Source organism: Microbacterium sp. Au-Mic1, from assembly GCF_021341785.1.
Lineage (GTDB): Bacteria > Actinomycetota > Actinomycetes > Actinomycetales > Microbacteriaceae > Microbacterium.
Genome location: NZ_JAJTTF010000004.1, coordinates 125272 through 141448 on the forward strand (window position 1 = coordinate 125272; position 16177 = coordinate 141448).

The 16177-nt window shown below is 69.9% G+C and carries 15 protein-coding genes; 12 read left to right on the forward strand and 3 right to left on the reverse strand.

Translation table 11 applies throughout. The annotated features are described in order from the left end of the window. Nucleotides 1-9 precede the first annotated feature (9 nt). The gene (locus LXM50_RS06780; protein WP_233310547.1) at nucleotides 10-1011 is read left to right on the forward strand and encodes a LacI family DNA-binding transcriptional regulator; all 1002 of its coding nucleotides are present in this window, start codon (nucleotides 10-12) and stop codon (nucleotides 1009-1011) included. Here the strand turns inward: LXM50_RS06780 and LXM50_RS06785 are convergent. After that, a complete protein-coding gene (locus tag LXM50_RS06785) occupies nucleotides 992-1462 on the reverse strand; it encodes a DUF4442 domain-containing protein (protein ID WP_233310548.1) in 471 nt (156 codons plus the stop codon). The two genes, LXM50_RS06780 and LXM50_RS06785, sit on opposite strands and share 20 nt — an antisense overlap. A 101-nt stretch (nucleotides 1463-1563) precedes the next feature. Here LXM50_RS06785 and LXM50_RS06790 point away from each other — a divergent pair, with 101 nt between their 5' ends. From LXM50_RS06790 to LXM50_RS06840, 11 genes are all read left to right on the forward strand, one after another. Further along, nucleotides 1564-1911 carry a GntR family transcriptional regulator gene (locus LXM50_RS06790; RefSeq protein WP_233310740.1) on the forward strand — a complete coding sequence of 116 codons (348 nt, stop codon included), beginning with the start codon at nucleotides 1564-1566 and terminating at the stop codon, nucleotides 1909-1911. A gap of 13 nt (nucleotides 1912-1924) precedes the next feature. Further along, complete coding sequence (locus LXM50_RS06795) at nucleotides 1925-3007, forward strand: DUF1648 domain-containing protein (protein ID WP_233310549.1); 1083 nt, start codon at nucleotides 1925-1927, stop codon at nucleotides 3005-3007. After that, entirely contained in the window at nucleotides 3004-4134 is a 1131-nt protein-coding gene (locus tag LXM50_RS06800; RefSeq protein WP_233310550.1) for a CPBP family intramembrane glutamic endopeptidase, read from the forward strand. Before LXM50_RS06795 ends, LXM50_RS06800 begins: the two co-directional genes overlap by 4 nt. A gap of 31 nt (nucleotides 4135-4165) precedes the next feature. Next, nucleotides 4166-4834, forward strand: coding sequence for an O-methyltransferase (locus LXM50_RS06805; protein ID WP_233310551.1), 669 nt, complete (start codon nucleotides 4166-4168; stop codon nucleotides 4832-4834). Nucleotides 4835-4932: 98 nt separating this feature from the next. Next, nucleotides 4933-5496 carry a PH domain-containing protein gene (locus LXM50_RS06810; RefSeq protein ID WP_233310552.1) on the forward strand — a complete coding sequence of 188 codons (564 nt, stop codon included), beginning with the start codon at nucleotides 4933-4935 and terminating at the stop codon, nucleotides 5494-5496. A gap of 122 nt (nucleotides 5497-5618) precedes the next feature. Then, nucleotides 5619-6743 carry a 5-(carboxyamino)imidazole ribonucleotide synthase gene (locus LXM50_RS06815; protein ID WP_233310553.1) on the forward strand — a complete coding sequence of 375 codons (1125 nt, stop codon included), beginning with the start codon at nucleotides 5619-5621 and terminating at the stop codon, nucleotides 6741-6743. A 150-nt stretch (nucleotides 6744-6893) separates the two neighbouring features. Beyond that, a complete protein-coding gene (gene purE / locus LXM50_RS06820; RefSeq protein ID WP_233310741.1) occupies nucleotides 6894-7361 on the forward strand; it encodes a 5-(carboxyamino)imidazole ribonucleotide mutase in 468 nt (155 codons plus the stop codon). Next, the gene (locus tag LXM50_RS06825; RefSeq protein WP_374107811.1) at nucleotides 7358-8815 is read left to right on the forward strand and encodes an LCP family protein; all 1458 of its coding nucleotides are present in this window, start codon (nucleotides 7358-7360) and stop codon (nucleotides 8813-8815) included. The genes purE and LXM50_RS06825 overlap by 4 nt, the downstream gene beginning before the upstream one ends. A gap of 59 nt (nucleotides 8816-8874) precedes the next feature. Beyond that, entirely contained in the window at nucleotides 8875-9948 is a 1074-nt protein-coding gene (locus LXM50_RS06830) for a glycosyltransferase (protein WP_233310554.1), read from the forward strand. 118 nt (nucleotides 9949-10066) lie between these two features. Beyond that, a complete protein-coding gene (locus LXM50_RS06835) occupies nucleotides 10067-12235 on the forward strand; it encodes a hypothetical protein (protein WP_233310555.1) in 2169 nt (722 codons plus the stop codon). Nucleotides 12236-12288: 53 nt separating this feature from the next. Continuing rightward, complete coding sequence (locus LXM50_RS06840) at nucleotides 12289-13800, forward strand: DUF2142 domain-containing protein (protein WP_233310556.1); 1512 nt, start codon at nucleotides 12289-12291, stop codon at nucleotides 13798-13800. Here the strand turns inward: LXM50_RS06840 and rfbD are convergent. Together rfbD and rfbB are read right to left on the reverse strand one after the other, a co-directional pair. Then, the gene (gene rfbD / locus LXM50_RS06845; RefSeq protein WP_233310743.1) at nucleotides 13767-15173 is read right to left on the reverse strand and encodes a dTDP-4-dehydrorhamnose reductase; all 1407 of its coding nucleotides are present in this window, start codon (nucleotides 15171-15173) and stop codon (nucleotides 13767-13769) included. The two genes, LXM50_RS06840 and rfbD, sit on opposite strands and share 34 nt — an antisense overlap. A 2-nt stretch (nucleotides 15174-15175) precedes the next feature. After that, the gene (gene rfbB, locus LXM50_RS06850) at nucleotides 15176-16174 is read right to left on the reverse strand and encodes a dTDP-glucose 4,6-dehydratase (RefSeq protein WP_233310557.1); all 999 of its coding nucleotides are present in this window, start codon (nucleotides 16172-16174) and stop codon (nucleotides 15176-15178) included. Nucleotides 16175-16177: the final 3 nt, after the last annotated feature.

The following is a 16177-nucleotide window of genomic DNA, read 5'->3' on the forward strand; positions in this document are numbered from 1 at the left end:
AATCGAGGCATGCGCGCACGTCCCGGCCGGGTCACGATCTACGATGTCGCCACGCGTGCGGGGGTGAGCATCTCGACGGTCTCGCTGGCGGTGAGCGCACCGCACCGGGTGCGCCCGGAGACGCGGGAGCGCATCGTCGCGGCCGCCACAGCGCTCGGCTATCGGATGGTGCAGGGGCGTCGGGTGGGCGCATCCCGAATCGCGGTCGCGGCCCCCTTCACGAGCTACCCGTCCTATCTGCGCCGACTGGCGGGGATGCTGCGACGGGCCCGCGACCTCGCGGTCGACATCATCCCCTACGACCTGGACTCGGCGGCGGCGGCCGACGAGCCCCTGCTGGATGTGCTGCCGGCGCGCACCGACGCGTCGGGGCTCATCGTGATGGGCGTGCCGCTCAGCGGCGCCGCCCGCCGTGCGAGTAGAGCCGCGAGGATCCCCGTTGTCTATGTGGACGTCGTACCGGCGAAGGGCGACATCGGCGGTCCGGTCGTCCTCGTGGATGACCAGGACGGCGGCGAGCAGATCGGTCGCCACCTCGTCGAGCTGGGGCATCGGAGCGCGCTGTTCGTGCACGAGCCGCAGCGTTCGCCGTCCTACATCTCCGCGGGCATGCTGCGCATCGAGGGGCTCGAGCGTCATGTCTCCGTGGCGCGGTTGGCGGTCGACGGACCCGCCGAGATCGATCGGCGGGTGCTGCGAGCCGCCCAGGACGCCGGAGCCACCGCGATCGTCGCGAACCACGACCGGTTCGCAGCCGCCGTCCTCGACCTGCAGCGTTCCCGGCCGGAGGGCGAGAGGCTGCCGGTGATCGGCTACGACGACGGCGAGCTGGCCGAGGGACTCGGCCTCACCACGGTGAGGCAGCCGTTCGAGGAGAGCGGACGCGCGGCGCTGGAGCTCGCGCTCGGTCTGGTGTCGGGCACGTCGGACTCGCGAAACACCGTGCGCCTGGCACCGACGCTGGTCGAGCGCGCCTCGAGCCTCCGCGGGGTCAGGCCTTCGCCGCGGTGACGCGCTTCTTCTCCCGCACGTAGACCTCGCGCCGCACGCGCGCCACGACCTCGCCGGCGCCGTCGGTGATCTCCGTCTCGAACCACTCGAGCACCTTCGCACCACCCGCGGCGCGCGTGCGGATCTCGGCCACGCGCTCGGACGGCACGTGGAAGCGCGCGGTGAGCACGCCGCGCCCCGGCTTGAGGAACTCGATCTCGCCACGGGTGTCCCACACCACGTAGTCACGGCCGAGCTGATGCATGACGAGCATGAAGAAGTACGGATCCGTCATGGCCTGCATGGAGCCGCCGAACGCCGTCTTCACGTAGTTGCGGGTGAACACGTTCACGTGCAGTTCGACGGTGGCCCGCGTCCAGTCGGGGCTGAACCCGCGCACCCGGATGCCGCTGAAGAGGTTCGGGATCCACAGGCTCATGCCGACGGCCAGACGGCGGGGAGTGATGCGCATGCGGCCAGTCTCGCCCGTGTGCGCCGCGGGGAGGGAATCGGCTGGACCCCTTCCACAATTGATCTAGTTGACCTAGAATAAGTGCACAGGAGGTGAGCTCGATGCTGATCCGTATCGACGCCGACAGCGCCCAGCCGCTGTTTGCGCAGATCGCGGCCTCGGTGCGCGCCGAAGTGCTCGCGGGTCGGCTGCGCCCGGGCGACCGGCTCCCCGCCGCCCGTGAGCTGGCCGAAGCCGTCGACGTGAACGTGCACACCGTGCTGCGGGCCTACCAGGAGCTGCGCGACGAGGGGCTCGTCGACCTGCGCCGCGGGCGCGGCGCCGTGCTCTCCGCGTCTGCGGCGCCCCTTGCCGACCTCGCAGAGGAGATCGGCGCGCTCGTACGTCGTGGCGCCGCTCTCGGCGTCAGCGCGGCGACGCTCGCCGCGCTGATCGCCGCCCAGGAATGAGGAGGATCCCATCATGAACGCCCGTTCCACCCCCGCCTCGCAGGAGGTGACCGCGATCCCGGCACGCGACCTGCGCCGGGCGCGGCTGATCGCCCTGACCCTCGGAGTCGTGGTGCCGCTGGTGCTCTCCGCCGTCGTGCTCGGACTGGTCCTCGCCTGGCTGCCGGAGCTGCCGTCCCCGGCCGCCACGCACTGGGGCCCCTCGGGTGTCGACGGTTTCGGACCGCCGGTCACGTTCGTCTGGCTCTCGGTCCTTCTGGGCTTCGCGTTGCCCGCGGCGCTCACGATCACGACGGTCATCGGCGTGCGCGACCATTGGGGCGGCGGCGCGAGGCTGATCGTCGGGATGGCTCTGGGGATCTCCGGGCTCAGCGCCGTGATCAACCTGGGCGCCGTCGGCACGCAGCGGGGCATCGCCGATGCGAAGCAGGCGGACGACCTGGGTGGCCTGATGCTCCTGGGATTCGGCGCCTTCGTCGTGCTGATCGGCATCGGCTGGCTGCTGCAGCCGCACATCCGTCCGGCCCCCGCCGCGCCGCTGCAGCCCGCCCACGTCGCCGCGATCACGAACGGCGAACGGGTGGTCTGGCTGGCGACCGCGTCGCTGTCCCGCCGCGCCATGATCCTCATCTCACTGCTCGTGGTGGTCGTGGTCGGGATCACGGCGTTCATGGCGATCCGGTTCACCGACCGGATGTGGGTGCCGGTGCTCACCCTGGTCCTCATCGGCGGCGCGTTCGCTTCGTCGGCGTCGTTCCGGGTGCGCGTCGGGCCGGACGGGCTCTCGGTGCGGTCGCAGATCGGCCTCCCGCGTGTCCACGTGCCGCTCGCCGAGATCGTGTCGGTGCGTGCAGTGGACTGCAACCCGTTCGGCGAGTTCGGCGGCTTCGGCTGGCGGCTCGGCCTCGACGGCCGCACGGGGATCGTGCTCCGGCGCGGCCCCGCGATCGAGATCGAGCGGCGCGACAAGCGCCCGCTGGTCGTCACGGTCGACGGCGCGGCGGTCGGCGCCGGCGTGCTGCAGGCCTACCTGGACCGCTCTGCGTCGTCCGAGACGACGCAGAGCAGCGGCGACGGGGAGGGGAGCGGATCATGAGCGACGGCCACGACGACGCGGTCCGGGTGGGCGGCGCAGACGCGCCGCTCCCGCCCGGCGCCGGTGCCCACCTCCCGCCCGGCGCGGGTGTTCAGCTTCCGCACGACGCCAGGGTGCGCATCGGCCTCGGGTCGATCGTCGCCTACGTCGTGCTGGCCTGCGGACTGGCATGGCTGGTGGCGCTGCCGCTGTGGCTCGGCGAAGGGCTGAAAGAGCCGTACGCCGTGCCTCTGATGTCGGTGATGATGTACACGCCCGCGGTCGCGGTCGTGCTCGTGCTGCTGCTGCTCCGGCCGATCCCGAAGGGGCGCCGGCTGCGGTTCCTCGGACTGTGGCCGCTGCGCCCGGCGAAGCGCGTCGTCTGGATGATCGTGATCGGCCTGCTGGCGCCGCCGCTGCTCGTCGCGGTGTCGACCGCGGTCGCGGTGCTCTGCGGCTGGCTTCAGGTCGACCTCGTCGGCTTCTCCGGCTTCTCCCACCTGCTGGCATCCCAGGTCCCGGCCGGCACACCGCTGCCCCCCACCGCGGTGCTGATAGCCGCGCAGGCGGCCAGCATCCCGGTCGCGGCCGCCACGATCAACGCCGTCGCGGCATTCGGCGAGGAACTCGGCTGGCGCGGATTCCTGGTGCCGGCGCTGCGTCGTTTCGGGACCTGGTCCTCCCTGCTCGTCAGCGGTGTGATCTGGGGGCTCTGGCACGCGCCGATCATCCTGCTCGGCTACGACTTCGCCCGCACGGATGCCACAGGAGTGCTCTTCATGATCGGCGGATGCGTGGTGTGGGGCGTGCTGCTGGGCTGGCTGCGCCTGCGCTCCGCATCGATGTGGCCCGCGGTGTTCGCCCACGGCGCGCTCAACGCGTCCGCGGCCATGTACCTGTGGTTCTTCGCATGGGGAAGCACTGCGGATCCGGCCCTCATCCTGCCGCTCGGCGTCTCCGGCTGGATCGTCGGCGCCGTGGTCATCCTCGTCCTGATCGTCACCGGGCAGTTCCGCCGGCAGCCGGCGCTCGCCGCCGACCGGCCGCGGACCTTGCCGGCGCCCTTCCCCCAGCCGTCCGTCTCCGGCAGCCCGGTCACGGGGGCGCGCCCGGATGCCGAGACGGATCCGACCCGGCAGCGGTCTTGATCGCCGCGTCCGCAGGCGCGAAGCTGGGCGCATGGCCCAACCGAACCTCGCTAACTGGCGCGCCGCAGACGAGTACCTGTCCGAGACCCTGGTCGGGCACGACCCCGCGCTCGAGGCCGCTCTGGCGGCGCAGCAGACGGCAGGGATGCCCGCGATCGAGGTCGCGCCGGTCAGCGGCAAGCTGCTGAACCTGCTGGTGCGGATCGCAGGCGCACGACGAGTGCTCGAGATCGGCACGCTCGGTGGCTACTCCACGATCTGGATGGCGCAGGCAGTGGGTGACGGCGGGCGGGTCGTCACCATCGAGGCGGAGCCCGACAACGCCGCTGTCGCGCGTGCGAGCATCGAGGCCGCGGGCGTGGGGGAGCGCGTCGAGATCCGCATCGGCCGTGCCGCCGACGTGCTGCCCCAACTCGAGGACGACGAGCCGTTCGACCTGATCTTCATTGACGCCGACAAGGAGTCGAACACGATCTATCTGGACTGGGCCGCGCGCCTGGGCCGCCCCGGGTCGGTGGTCATCGTGGACAACGTCGGCCGCGACGGCGACATCGTCGATCCGGCCTCCGCCGATTCCAAGGTGGTCGGTACACGCGAAGGGCTCGAGATGCTCGGCCGCGACCCCCGCTTCGATGCCACGGCGCTGCAGACGGTCGGCGTGAAGGGGTGGGACGGGGTGGCGATCGCCCTCGTGATGTGACGGGTGCCCTCGGGAGGCGCCGGGGGCGAGCCGCTCCGCATCCGGACACACCCGTGCCGGGCCGTGCGGATCACGGTCTCACGGGACACAATGGACGCGTGACGCAACCGATGGGTCTGGGCGGGCGGCCGATGACGCCGCCCCCGGGCGTGCCCGCCGAAGAGCGTCTCATCGCGCGGTTCCACCCGCATGCGCGCCACCTGTTCTGGTCGGCGCTCGTGCTCGTCGTCATCGCGGGGGCGACCGGGTACTTCACGAGCAATCTGCCGGCGCCGATCTCCGGGTGGGCCAAGGACTGGATGCTGTGGGCCGCCGCCGGTGCATTGGTGCTGCTCCTCGCGGTCGTGCCGTTCCTCGTGTGGCTGTCGCGGCGGGTCACGATCACGACCCGCCGGGTGATCGTGCGCGACGGGATCGGATCCCGCAACAGCACCGAGATGTCCCATGCCCGGGGATACACGATCTCGGTGCGCCGCGGACCCCTGCAGAGGCTCGCCGGAGCCGGAACGATCCTGCTCTCCAACGGCGTGGATGCGCCGCTGCGGATCCGCGACGTGCCGAACGTGGCGCTCGTGCAGGAGACTCTCGCCGACCAGGTGGAGGTGGGGCAGATCCTCGCGCACCGCGACGCTCAGGCCGCGCAGAACCCCTACACCGCCTGACGGACCGTCCCCTGAGCGAGCGCAGCGACGCCGGTCTCTGAGCGAGCGAAGCGAGACGAAGGGCCCCGGGACGAACCGGCCCTTCCGGTACGGAAGAATAGACGCCGAGGAACGGAGATCCGATGGCGTTGCGTGTGGGTGTGATCGGCGGCGGACAGCTGGCGCGGATGATGATCGCCCCGGCGGTCGAGATGGGCATCGACATCCGGGTGCTCGCGGAGGACGAGGGCATGTCCGCGCAGCTCGCTGCGACCGCGGTGGGCGACTACCGCGACCTCGACACCGTGCGCCGCTTCGCGGAGGACGTCGATGTGATCACGTTCGACCACGAGCACGTGCCGCAGGAGGTGCTGCGCGCCCTCGTCGCCGACGGCGTCGCCGTGCACCCCGGACCGGACGCGCTGCGCTTCGCGCAGGACAAGCTCGACATGCGCGCCCGCCTCGCCGAGCTCGGTGCGCCCCAGCCGGACTGGGCGCGCGTCGCGGACGCCGCCGAGCTGCATGCGTTTCTGGACGTTCACGGTGGCCGCGGCGTCGTGAAGACGCCCCGCGGAGGCTATGACGGCAAGGGCGTGCGCGTCGTCTCCGCGGCCGAGGAGGCGGCGGACTGGTTCGCGGCCCTCGCCGACGGGGACGCCCTGCTCGTCGAGGAGCTCGTCCCCTTCGTGCGCGAGCTCGCTCAGCAGGTCGCGCGGCGCCCGGGCGGGGAGTCCGTGTCGTATCCCGTCGTGGAGACCGTGCAGAAGGGCGGGGTGTGCGCCGAGGTGATCGCCCCGGCCCCCGGGGTCGATGCGGAGCATCTCGCGGAGGCCGCCCGGATCGGCCGGGAGATCGCCGACGGCCTGGGCGTGACCGGCATGCTCGCGGTCGAGCTGTTCCAGACCGAGGACGGCCGGATCCTCGTGAACGAGCTCGCCATGCGCCCGCACAACAGCGGCCACTGGAGCCAGGACGGCGCCGTGACAGGGCAATTCGAGCAGCACCTGCGCGCCGTCGCCGATCTGCCGCTCGGGGAGACCACCCCGCACGCGGACTGGTCGGTCATGATCAACATCCTCGGCGGCCCCGAAGGCGCCGGGATGCTCGACCGCGTCCCGGCTGCGCTGGCCGCGAGCCCGCACGCGAAGGTGCACACCTACGGCAAGGCACCGCGCCCCGGTCGCAAGGTCGGGCATGTGAACGCGAGCGGGTCCGATCTCGACGTCGTGCTGGCCGAGGCCAGAGCCGCCGCGGCCGCGTTCGCCTGAGAGCGAGATGTGCACGGCCCCGGCGGACGTCGGCGCCGCGTTCTCGTCGGCGAGGGCGCGCCGCAGCGGGGTTCTCACAGCCCCCGCCCGTAGCCTGTACGGGTGACTGGGACACTGCACGCATCCGCCGCGCCCCTCGTCGGCGTCGTCATGGGATCTGACTCCGACTGGCGTGTGATGAGCGACGCCTCGCAGGCGCTGACCGAGTTCGGCATCCCGCACGAGGTCGAGGTCGTGTCCGCTCACCGCACCCCGGAGAAGCTGCACCGCTACGGCACCGAGGCGCGTGAGCGCGGGCTCAAGGTCATCATCGCGGGCGCCGGCGGCGCAGCCCACCTCCCCGGCATGCTGGCGTCGGTCACGCCGCTGCCCGTGATCGGCGTGCCGGTCCCGCTCGCCTACCTCGATGGCATGGACTCGCTGCTGTCGATCGTGCAGATGCCCGCCGGCATCCCGGTCGCCACCGTCTCGATCGGCGGTGCGCGCAACGCGGGCATCCTCGCCGCCCGCATCCTCGGGGCGGGCGATCCGGCGCTCGCTGACCGGATCGAGTCCTACGCCCGCGACCTCGAGGCGCAGGTCGAGGAGAAGAACCGGCGGCTGAAGGACAGCCTGTGACCCAGCTGTTGACCCACCCCGGCGGGGTCTCGGCGCGGAGTGCGGGACTGATCCGCTCCCGCCCGATGCGCGACCCCGACTTCGGCTCTCCCGAGGTGATGACGCGCCGCGGCTGGTGGCTCGTCGTGCTCAACGTGCTGATACCCGGATCCGCCCAGGTGCTCGCGGGCAATCGCCGGCTCGGTCGGTTCGGTCTCGGGGCGACGCTCGTGATGTGGGCGCTGGTCGTGCTCGGCGTCCTCGGCGCGCTGCTCTGGCACCAGGCACTGCTCTGGCTCACCGTCGGCGGCGGCTGGGTGAGCTGGCTCGTGCTGACGCTCATCCAGATCCTCTGCATCGCGTATGCCGTGCTCTGGGTCGTGCTCACCTTCGACACGCTGCGCCTGGTGCGTCTCGTGCGGACCAAGAACTACGCGAAGCTCGCGATCCCGCTGGTGGCGGTGCTGGTGCTGAGCCTGTGCGGCTCGGGGGCCGCGTACGCCGCGACGGTCGTCGGATCCAGCCGAAGCGCCATCACGACGCTGTTCGGATCCGGGGGTCCGAGCCTGCCTCCCAGCGACGGGTACTACAACGTGCTGCTGCTCGGGGCCGACAGCGGACTGGGTCGCGACTCCATGCGCTACGACAGCATCTCCGTGGTATCGGTGAACGCCGAGACCGGGAAGACGACGATCTTCGGCATCCCGCGTGACATGCCGCACGTGCCGTTCGCCCCGGGGCCGATGCACGATCTGTACCCCGACGGCCTGCAGGCGCACGACGATGCGGAGTGCGGCTGGGGGAGCGGCATCAACCAGCTCACCAACGCCGTCGAGACGTGCCACACCGGTCCCTCGCTGTATCCGGAGGCGACCAAGCACGGATCCCGCCCCGCGGTCGAGGCGACGAAGGACGCGGCCGAGGGAGTGCTCGGCATCAAGATTCCGTACTACGTGTTCCTCGACATGAACGACTTCGCGAAGCTCATCGATGCGCTCGGCGGCGTCGACATCAACGTCAAGGAGCGGTTGCCCGAGGGCAACGTGCCCGAATGGGGCGGCCCGGACAACGCCGAGGAGTGGGCGACCGGCTGGATCGAGGCCGGGCAGCAGCACATGAACGGCGACACCGCGCAGTGGTACGCACGCTCGCGCTACACGACGAGCGACTTCGACCGCATGCGCCGTCAGCGCGAGTTGCAGGACGCCCTGTTGAAGCAGTTCACGCCGCAGAATGTGCTCACCCACTTCAACGAGATCGCTGCCGCGGGGACCTCCGCGGTCGACACCGATCTGCCGCAGGACAAGCTGCCGGAGTTCTTCGACCTGATGATGAAGGCGAAGAAGCAGAAGCTCACCACGATCGATCTCACTCCCGCGAACGGCGTGGACGAGTTCGAGCCGGACTGGAATCAGATCCACGAGATGGTGAAGGCCGCTCTGCACCCGTCGCCGTCGCCGACGCCCACGAGCTGATCCCGCAGACCGTGGAGCGCCTCGGGTGCTCACCGTCGCCTGCTGGATAAGGTCGGAGCATGGCTGTGCTGCGGGTTGTGCTGGATCAGGTGAACGACGTCGTCGACCCCGATCAGGCCGAGGCCGCCCGTTCCCTGACCTCGGGGCTGGCGGCGACCGCGCCGCAGAAGTGCACGGTCGAGGCCATCGTGCCGGGCGGCGGGTCGGAGCCCGTCGTCGACGGCGCCGACTCGGTGCACCGTCTGGTGCTGGCGCGCCGCGAGCTCGGCGCCGCCTGGCAGCTCGGCGTGATCGCGGGCGTCGGGGGAGGCATGATCCACGCGCCCACGCTCTTCGCCCCGCTCGCGAAGCACGACAGGGCCAACGACTACGACCAGACCGTCGCCACAGTGTGGGACCTGCGGGCCTGGTCCGTGCCCGAGCAGCTGTCGCGGGCGAGCGTGCTCTGGCAGCGCAGCATGCTCAAGCGCGCCGTCAAGCACGCCGACGCCGTGGTGGTGCCCACGCACGCGATGGCCGAGCAGCTCGCCACGCTCGGCCGGTTCGGCGATCGCATCCGGGTGATCCCCGGTGCCGCGCCGGAGGGGTTCGCCATCCCGCTCGACGCAGGGCCCCGTCGCACCGAGCTCGGCGCGCCGGCACGCTACGTCGTCGCCACGGGCACGGCGGAGACGCTCGCGCCCGTCTTCGCCGCGGCTGTCGACGGCGACGCGGACGCCTTCGTGCTCGATGCGCCGGAGGGATCCGCCGCCGCATTCGCCGAGGCCGCCGCGGCTGCGGGCCTCGCGGCACCCCGCGTGCACGTGCTGGGGCAGCTGGACACGCCGGATCGGGCCGCGCTGCTGGCCGGTGCGCTCGCCTTCACGGCGGCGGATCCCGCACCGGTCTGGCCCTGGCGGCTGGTCGAGGCACTCAGTCTCGGCGTGCCCGTGATCGCAGCGGAGAGCGGTGCACACCGCGACGTGCTCGCCGAGGGCGGCCTGCTCGTGCCTCCGGACGGATTCACGGACGCCCTGCGAGATGCGGCGGGAGAGGGTGCGCGCCGGCTGTCCGTGCTCGCGGCAGACCGTTCGAGGGCCTACTCCTGGAACGGGTCGGCGGAGCGGGTCTGGACGTTGCACGCCGAGTTGTGACGATGCAGAGGCCGCGGAGGTCCACTCGACCGGCAGTGTCTGCGTGCGGACCGCGATATTCCGCGGAATTGTGCGTGTCCCGAGTACGATCCGCGCCCGGATCCCGCAGAATATCACCATGACTGGACATGCCCCGGGTCCTGTGCGCGCTCACGCGTCCCGACGCTGGATGATCGGCATGCTCGCCATCGCCGCCGTCTTCCTCTCTGCTCTGGTCCCTGCGGTCACCGACGCGGCGCCTGCCGTCGCAGCCCCACCGTCGACATCCGTCGTCGCAGCTGGGGGGAGCGGAACGTCCGCTGCGACATCGGTCCGTCCGATGACGTTGGATGGATGGAACGCGGGCAACATCATCAGCGATGCCGTGTTCACGAACAAGTCGACGATGTCGGCGCAGCAGATCCAGGACTTCTTCAACGCCAAGGTGCCGTCGTGCCAGAGCGGGTACACCTGCCTCAAGGACTTCCGCGTGACATCGCAGAACCGTCCGGCCGACTCCTACTGCCAGGGGTACAGCGGCGTCGCGAACGAGAGCGCCGCGAGCATCATCTACCGCGTGTCGCAGTCGTGCAACATCAACCCGCAGGTGCTGATCGTGATGCTCCAGAAGGAGCAGGGCCTGGTCACCCACACCTGGCCGAGCGGCTGGCGCTATGACAGTGCTCTCGGGCAGGGCTGCCCGGATGACGCTCCGTGCGACCCGACATATGTCGGCTTCTTCCAGCAGATCTACGGCGCCGCGCGCCAGATGCAGATCTACATGGAGGGCCGCTGGTTCACCTGGTACGCGCCGGGCAACACCTGGAACATCCTGTACAACCCCAACACCGCGTGCGGAAGCGGTCCGGTCTACATCGCGAACAAGGCGACCTCGGCCCTGTACTACTACACGCCCTATCAGCCGAACGCCTCCGCGCTCCGCGCCGGCTACGGCGAGGGGGACGCCTGCGGCGCGTACGGCAACCGCAACTTCTACAACTACTTCACGGACTGGTTCGGATCGACGCAGGGGGGCTCGTCGGCCAACAACCCGACGGGGAACATCGAGAGCGTCAGCTCTGTGCCCGGTCAGATCCGGGTCACCGGCTGGGCGCTCGACCCGGACACGTCCGATTCCATCGACGTCCACGTGTACGTGAACGGGGTGGGATACCCGTCGACGGCGAAGCTGGCTCGTCCCGATCTGGCCCCCTTCTTCCCGAAGCTCGGCATCAACCACGGCTTCGACATCTCGGTGCCGCCCACGGTGTGGGGCGCCGCGGACGTCTGCGTCTACGGGATCAACCGGGGTGCGGGGACGAATCAGCTGTTCGGATGCACCACGGTCACGTCGTACGGCGGATCGCCGGTCGGCACGATCGATTCGCTGACGTCGGGTCCCGGCACCGTCAGCGTCCGAGGATGGGCCTTCGATCCTGATACCAAGGACCCCATCGCCGTGCACGTGTACGTCGGGGGCGCGGGCTATCCCACGACGGCGAACCAGCAGCGCACGGACGTGGGGGCGGCCTTCCCGGTGTTCGGATCCGCACACGGATATCAGAGCACCGTCACGGCGCCGGCGGGATATCAGACCGTCTGCGTCTACGGCATCAACGTCGCCTCCGGAAGCAACGTGCTCCTCATGCCCTGCCGGCAGATCTTCGTTCCGCCCGCGACCGATCCGGGAACGGCGCCGATCGGACGCGTCGACGCCTTCATCGTCAAGGGCGACCAGGTGACGGTCGCCGGCTGGACCCTGGACCCCGATACGAACGGGTCGATCCCGGTGCACGTCTATGTCGGTTCGTCCGGTGCGGCCTATCAGGCCGACCTGAGTCGCGGCGACATCGCCGCCGCCTTCCCGGGCTACGGCGACGCGCACGGGTTCGCCGTGCAGCGCACGCTGCCGCCGGGTGGCGCGCAGGTGTGCGCCTACGGCATCAACAACGGTCGTGGCGCCAACACGATGCTGGGCTGCCAGTTCGTCGCCCCGACGCTCTCCGCGCAGCCGTTCGGGAACTTCGAGTCCGCGGTGGCAGTGAGCGGCGGCGTGCAGGTGAGCGGGTGGGCGATCGATCCCGACACCACCGCCCCGATCGCCGTGCACTTCTACATCGACGGCGTCGGCGTGCCGCGGATGGCGGACCAGCCGCGACCGGACGTTGGGGCGGCGTACCCCTCAGCAGGCGCACAACACGGGTTCGCCACGATGATCCCCGCAGGGCCCTCGAGCCATACGGTCTGCGCCTACGCGATCAACGATGCGCCGGGCAACAATCCGCTCCTCGGGTGCCGTTCGTTCTAGACAGGTGCGATCGGTAGCATTGTTCTTCGCCATGTCGTCGTGAGGAGCGATCCGTGAACTCAGCCCGATCAGTGCTCTGGGGGATCGTCTCAGCGCTGGCGATCTTCCTCTCGCTCGGGGCCTGGTCGCTCGCGTCTCCGGTGGGATCCTCTCCGGATGACAACTTCCACCTCGCCAGCATCTGGTGCGGTCAGGGTGAACGGGAAGGTCTGTGCGAGAAGGGCGACAAGGAGCCTTGGCGTCTGGTGCCCCATGAGCTGTCCATCGGTCTCTGCTACGTCGCGCAGCCCAGGACGACCGGCAAGTGCACGGAGGAGCACCTGGTCGTGACGGACGACATGGTGCCGACGAAGAACGTCAACTCGAAGGGCCTCTACCCGCCCGGCTACTACTGGATCTACTCGTTCTTCGTGACGCCGAACGTCGCCGTGACGACGCTCGCGATACGGCTGACCAACGCGGCGCTCTTCGCGATCCTGATGGTTGCGACGTGGTTCGCCCTGCCGCGTCGTCTGCGCCCGGTCCTCGGCTGGTCGAGCGCCGTGACCGTCGTGCCGCTCGGAATGTTCCTCATCGCGTCGATCAATCCGAGTTCCTGGGCGATCACGTCCTTGGCGGTGCTCTTCCCCAGTGTGCTTGGATTCCTGCACACCACCGGGAAGCGCAGGATCGTTCTCGGCGCGATGTCGGCCGTCGCTGCGCTGATGGCGTTCAGTTCGCGCGGCGATGCCGCGACCTACGCTGCCGTCTCCGTCCTCGCAGCCCTGGTGCTCTCATTCCGGCCCGAACGGTCCTTCCTCACGCGGGCGATACTGCCCGCCGTCATCGTGATCGCCGCGGGCGTCGCGACGGTCTCGGCAGGTCAGGTAGGCAGTGCACTGGGCGGCCTCAGCACAACAGAGCCCGTCGGATCCCTCTCGATGCTGGTCGTGCAGAATCTGCTCAACCTGCCGTCGCTCATCGCGGGTGCCTTCGGGCAGACGTGGGGACTGGGCTGGCTCGAGACCATGATGCCGCCGGTCGTCTGGGCCTTCGTGATCTTCGTGACGGCTGGAACCGTGTTCGCCGCGCTGAGATGGCAGGGGTGGCGGAAGGCGCTGGCGCTCGCAGGAGTGGGCGCGACTCTGATCGTGGTCCCGATGTACATCCTGGTGAGCTCAGGCGTCCTAGTGGGTTCTCAGGTCCAGCCGCGCTATCTGCTGCCCCTTCTCACCGTGTTCGTGGCCGTGGCGCTCGCACCGTCCCAGGACCTCGCGCCGTCCGCGCGAGTCGGACAGCGCTTGAGCGCCATGCAGACCATTGTGGGAGGCGTGCTGCTGGTGACCGCGAACGCGGTCGCGCTCCTGTTCACGATGCGCCGCTACGTCGCGCCCGATTACCTCTATCTCGATTCGCACATCGACTGGTGGTGGGCCGCGGGGCCGTCGCCCATGACGACGCTGGTCATCGGTGCGCTGTCGTTCTGCGCGGCGCTTGCCGTGCTCGTCTCCTCCTGCATCCGGATCTCGGCCCGGATGCAGGAGGACGACGATCAGTCCAGATACGCGGCCAGCGCGTCGGTGTGATCGGCGGGTGAGAACCCGCTCGCCTCGATTTTCGCAAGGTCGAGCACGCTCCACGCGGGGCGGGGCGCGACAGGAGCGGTCGCGGATGCGAAGTACTCCTCGGTGCTAACGCCGGTGATCCTGGCAGGATCGTGCCCGGTCGCGGAGAAAACCGTGCGGGCGATGTCCGCCCAGGTGGCCGGCTCGCCGGATCCGGTGACGTTGTAGACCCCGTACGGCGCCTCCGAGGCCAGAAGGTGCACGATGGCGCGGGCGATGTCGTCGGTGAACGTCAGGCGCCCGGTCTGATCGTCCACGACCTTCGGGTCGATGCCGCGCTCGGCGAGCGACGCCATGGTGCGCACGAAGTTCTTGCCTTCGCCGATGACCCACGAGGTGCGCAGGATGTAGTGCCGCGGGGCGGTAGCGACGGCGATGTCGCCGGCGGCCTTGGACTGCCCGTAGACGCCCAGGGGCGCCGGGGCGTCGTCCTCGCGGTAGGGACGGTCGGACGTGCCGTCGAAGACGTAGTCGCTGGAGACGTGGACGAGGGTGATGCCGTTCTCCGCGGCGATGCGCGCCAGACGTGCCGGCCCCTCGGCGTTCGCGATCCACGCTTCCTGGCGGCCGTCTGCGGTCTCGGCGAGGTCGACGGCGGTGTACGCGCCGGCGTTGATGATCGTTCCGTAGTCGCGCCAGCGGCGTGCCGAGTCCAGGCCGGGGTCGGCCAGGTCGAGCTCGGACCGCGAGGCGTACTCGATGTGCGGGGCGTCTCCGAGTTCGGCGCGCAGGGCGAGCCCGAGCTGCCCGTTCGCGCCGACGACGAGGATCTTGCGGGGCGCGATCGGGGTGACGTCCGCCAGCCGCGGGTGGTTCTTGTCCTTCTCCGAGATCTCCACGTCGGCGAGTGGGATGGGCCAGTCGATCGCGGCCGTCTCGTCGGCGAGGTTCAGGAACGAGTAGGACGCGTCCGGGGACCAGTGGTCGTTCACGAGGTAGGTGTAGGCGGTGTCGGGCTCGAGCGTCTGATAGGAGTTGCCGACACCGCGGGGAACGAAGATCGCGCGGGAGGGATCCAGCTCGATCGTGAACACGGTGCCGAAGCTGTCGCCCTCGCGCAGGTCCACCCAGGCGCCGAAGATCCGTCCGGTCGCCACGGAGACCCACTTGTCCCAGGGCTCCGCGTGGATGCCGCGGGTGGTGCCGACGGCGTCGTTGAACGAGATGTTGTTCTGCACCGGCCCGAAGTCCGCGAGACCCAGCGCGGTCATCTTCTCGCGCTGCCAGTTCTCCTTGAACCAACCACGCGCATCGCCGTGCACCGGCAGCTCGAGGACGATCATCCCCGGGATCGGGGTCTCGATCACCGTGAGCTGCTTGCCGAAATCGACCATCGTCACTGCCCCTTGGTGGCGTAGAAGGCTTCGGTGGCGTCCTTGGATGGAGCCCACCAGGCCTCGTTGGCCTTGTACCAGTCGATCGTCGCGGCGAGGCCCGATTCGAAGTCGGCGTACTGCGGCGTCCAGCCGAGCTCGGTGCGGAGCTTGGTGGAGTCGATCGCGTAGCGCAGGTCGTGGCCGGCACGGTCGGTGACGTGGTCGTACGCGTCGCGGGGCTGGCCCATCTGCTCGAGGATGAGCTCGACGACGTCCTTGTTGTTGCGTTCGCCGTCGGCGCCGATGAGATACGTCTCGCCGATGCGGCCCTTGTCCAGGATCGTGAGCACCGCGGAGGAGTGGTCGTTCGCGTGGATCCAGTCGCGCACGTTCTCGCCCGCACCGTAGAGCTTGGGCCGGATTCCGCGGATCACGTTCGTGATCTGGCGGGGGATGAACTTCTCCACGTGCTGGTACGGCCCGTAGTTGTTCGAGCAGTTCGAGATGGTCGCCTGCACGCCGAACGAGCGCACCCAGGCGCGCACGAGCAGATCGGATCCGGCCTTCGTGGACGAGTACGGGGAGGACGGGTTGTACGGGGTGCTCTCGGTGAACCGCTCCGGGTCGTCCAGTTCGAGATCGCCGTAGACCTCGTCGGTGGAGATGTGGTGGAAGCGCCGGTCGTGCTTGCGGGCCGCCTCGAGCAGCGTGTAGGTGCCGACGATGTTCGTGTCCAGGAACGGGCGGGGGCTGTGCAGCGAGTTGTCGTTGTGCGACTCGGCGGCGTAGTGCACCACGGCGTCGGCATCGGCGAAGAGCGTGTCGACGAGCTCGGCGTCGGTGATGTCGCCGTGCACGAACCGCACCCGGTCCTCGGGCAGCCCGTCGAGGGAGGCGCGGTTGCCGGCGTAGGTGAGGGCGTCCAGCACCGTGACGTGGTGGTCGGTGTTCTCCACGACGTGGTGGACGAAGTTCGAACCGATGAAGCCGGCCCCGCCGGTGACGAGCAGTCTCTGCATGGC

Excerpts from the sequence above, each read along its gene's own strand:
- LXM50_RS06780 (WP_233310547.1), top strand. The coding sequence starts at position 10 with ATGCGCGCACGTCCCGGCCGGGTCACGATCTACGATGTCGCCACGCGT.
- LXM50_RS06785 (WP_233310548.1), bottom strand. The coding sequence starts at position 1,462 with ATGCGCATCACTCCCCGCCGTCTGGCCGTCGGCATGAGCCTGTGGATC.
- LXM50_RS06790 (WP_233310740.1), top strand. The coding sequence starts at position 1,564 with ATGCTGATCCGTATCGACGCCGACAGCGCCCAGCCGCTGTTTGCGCAG.
- LXM50_RS06795 (WP_233310549.1), top strand. The coding sequence starts at position 1,925 with ATGAACGCCCGTTCCACCCCCGCCTCGCAGGAGGTGACCGCGATCCCG.
- LXM50_RS06800 (WP_233310550.1), top strand. The coding sequence starts at position 3,004 with ATGAGCGACGGCCACGACGACGCGGTCCGGGTGGGCGGCGCAGACGCG.
- LXM50_RS06805 (WP_233310551.1), top strand. The coding sequence starts at position 4,166 with ATGGCCCAACCGAACCTCGCTAACTGGCGCGCCGCAGACGAGTACCTG.
- LXM50_RS06815 (WP_233310553.1), top strand. The coding sequence starts at position 5,619 with ATGGCGTTGCGTGTGGGTGTGATCGGCGGCGGACAGCTGGCGCGGATG.
- purE (WP_233310741.1), top strand. The coding sequence starts at position 6,894 with ATGGGATCTGACTCCGACTGGCGTGTGATGAGCGACGCCTCGCAGGCG.
- LXM50_RS06830 (WP_233310554.1), top strand. The coding sequence starts at position 8,875 with ATGGCTGTGCTGCGGGTTGTGCTGGATCAGGTGAACGACGTCGTCGAC.
- LXM50_RS06835 (WP_233310555.1), top strand. The coding sequence starts at position 10,067 with ATGACTGGACATGCCCCGGGTCCTGTGCGCGCTCACGCGTCCCGACGC.
- rfbD (WP_233310743.1), bottom strand. The coding sequence starts at position 15,173 with ATGGTCGATTTCGGCAAGCAGCTCACGGTGATCGAGACCCCGATCCCG.
- rfbB (WP_233310557.1), bottom strand. The coding sequence starts at position 16,174 with ATGCAGAGACTGCTCGTCACCGGCGGGGCCGGCTTCATCGGTTCGAAC.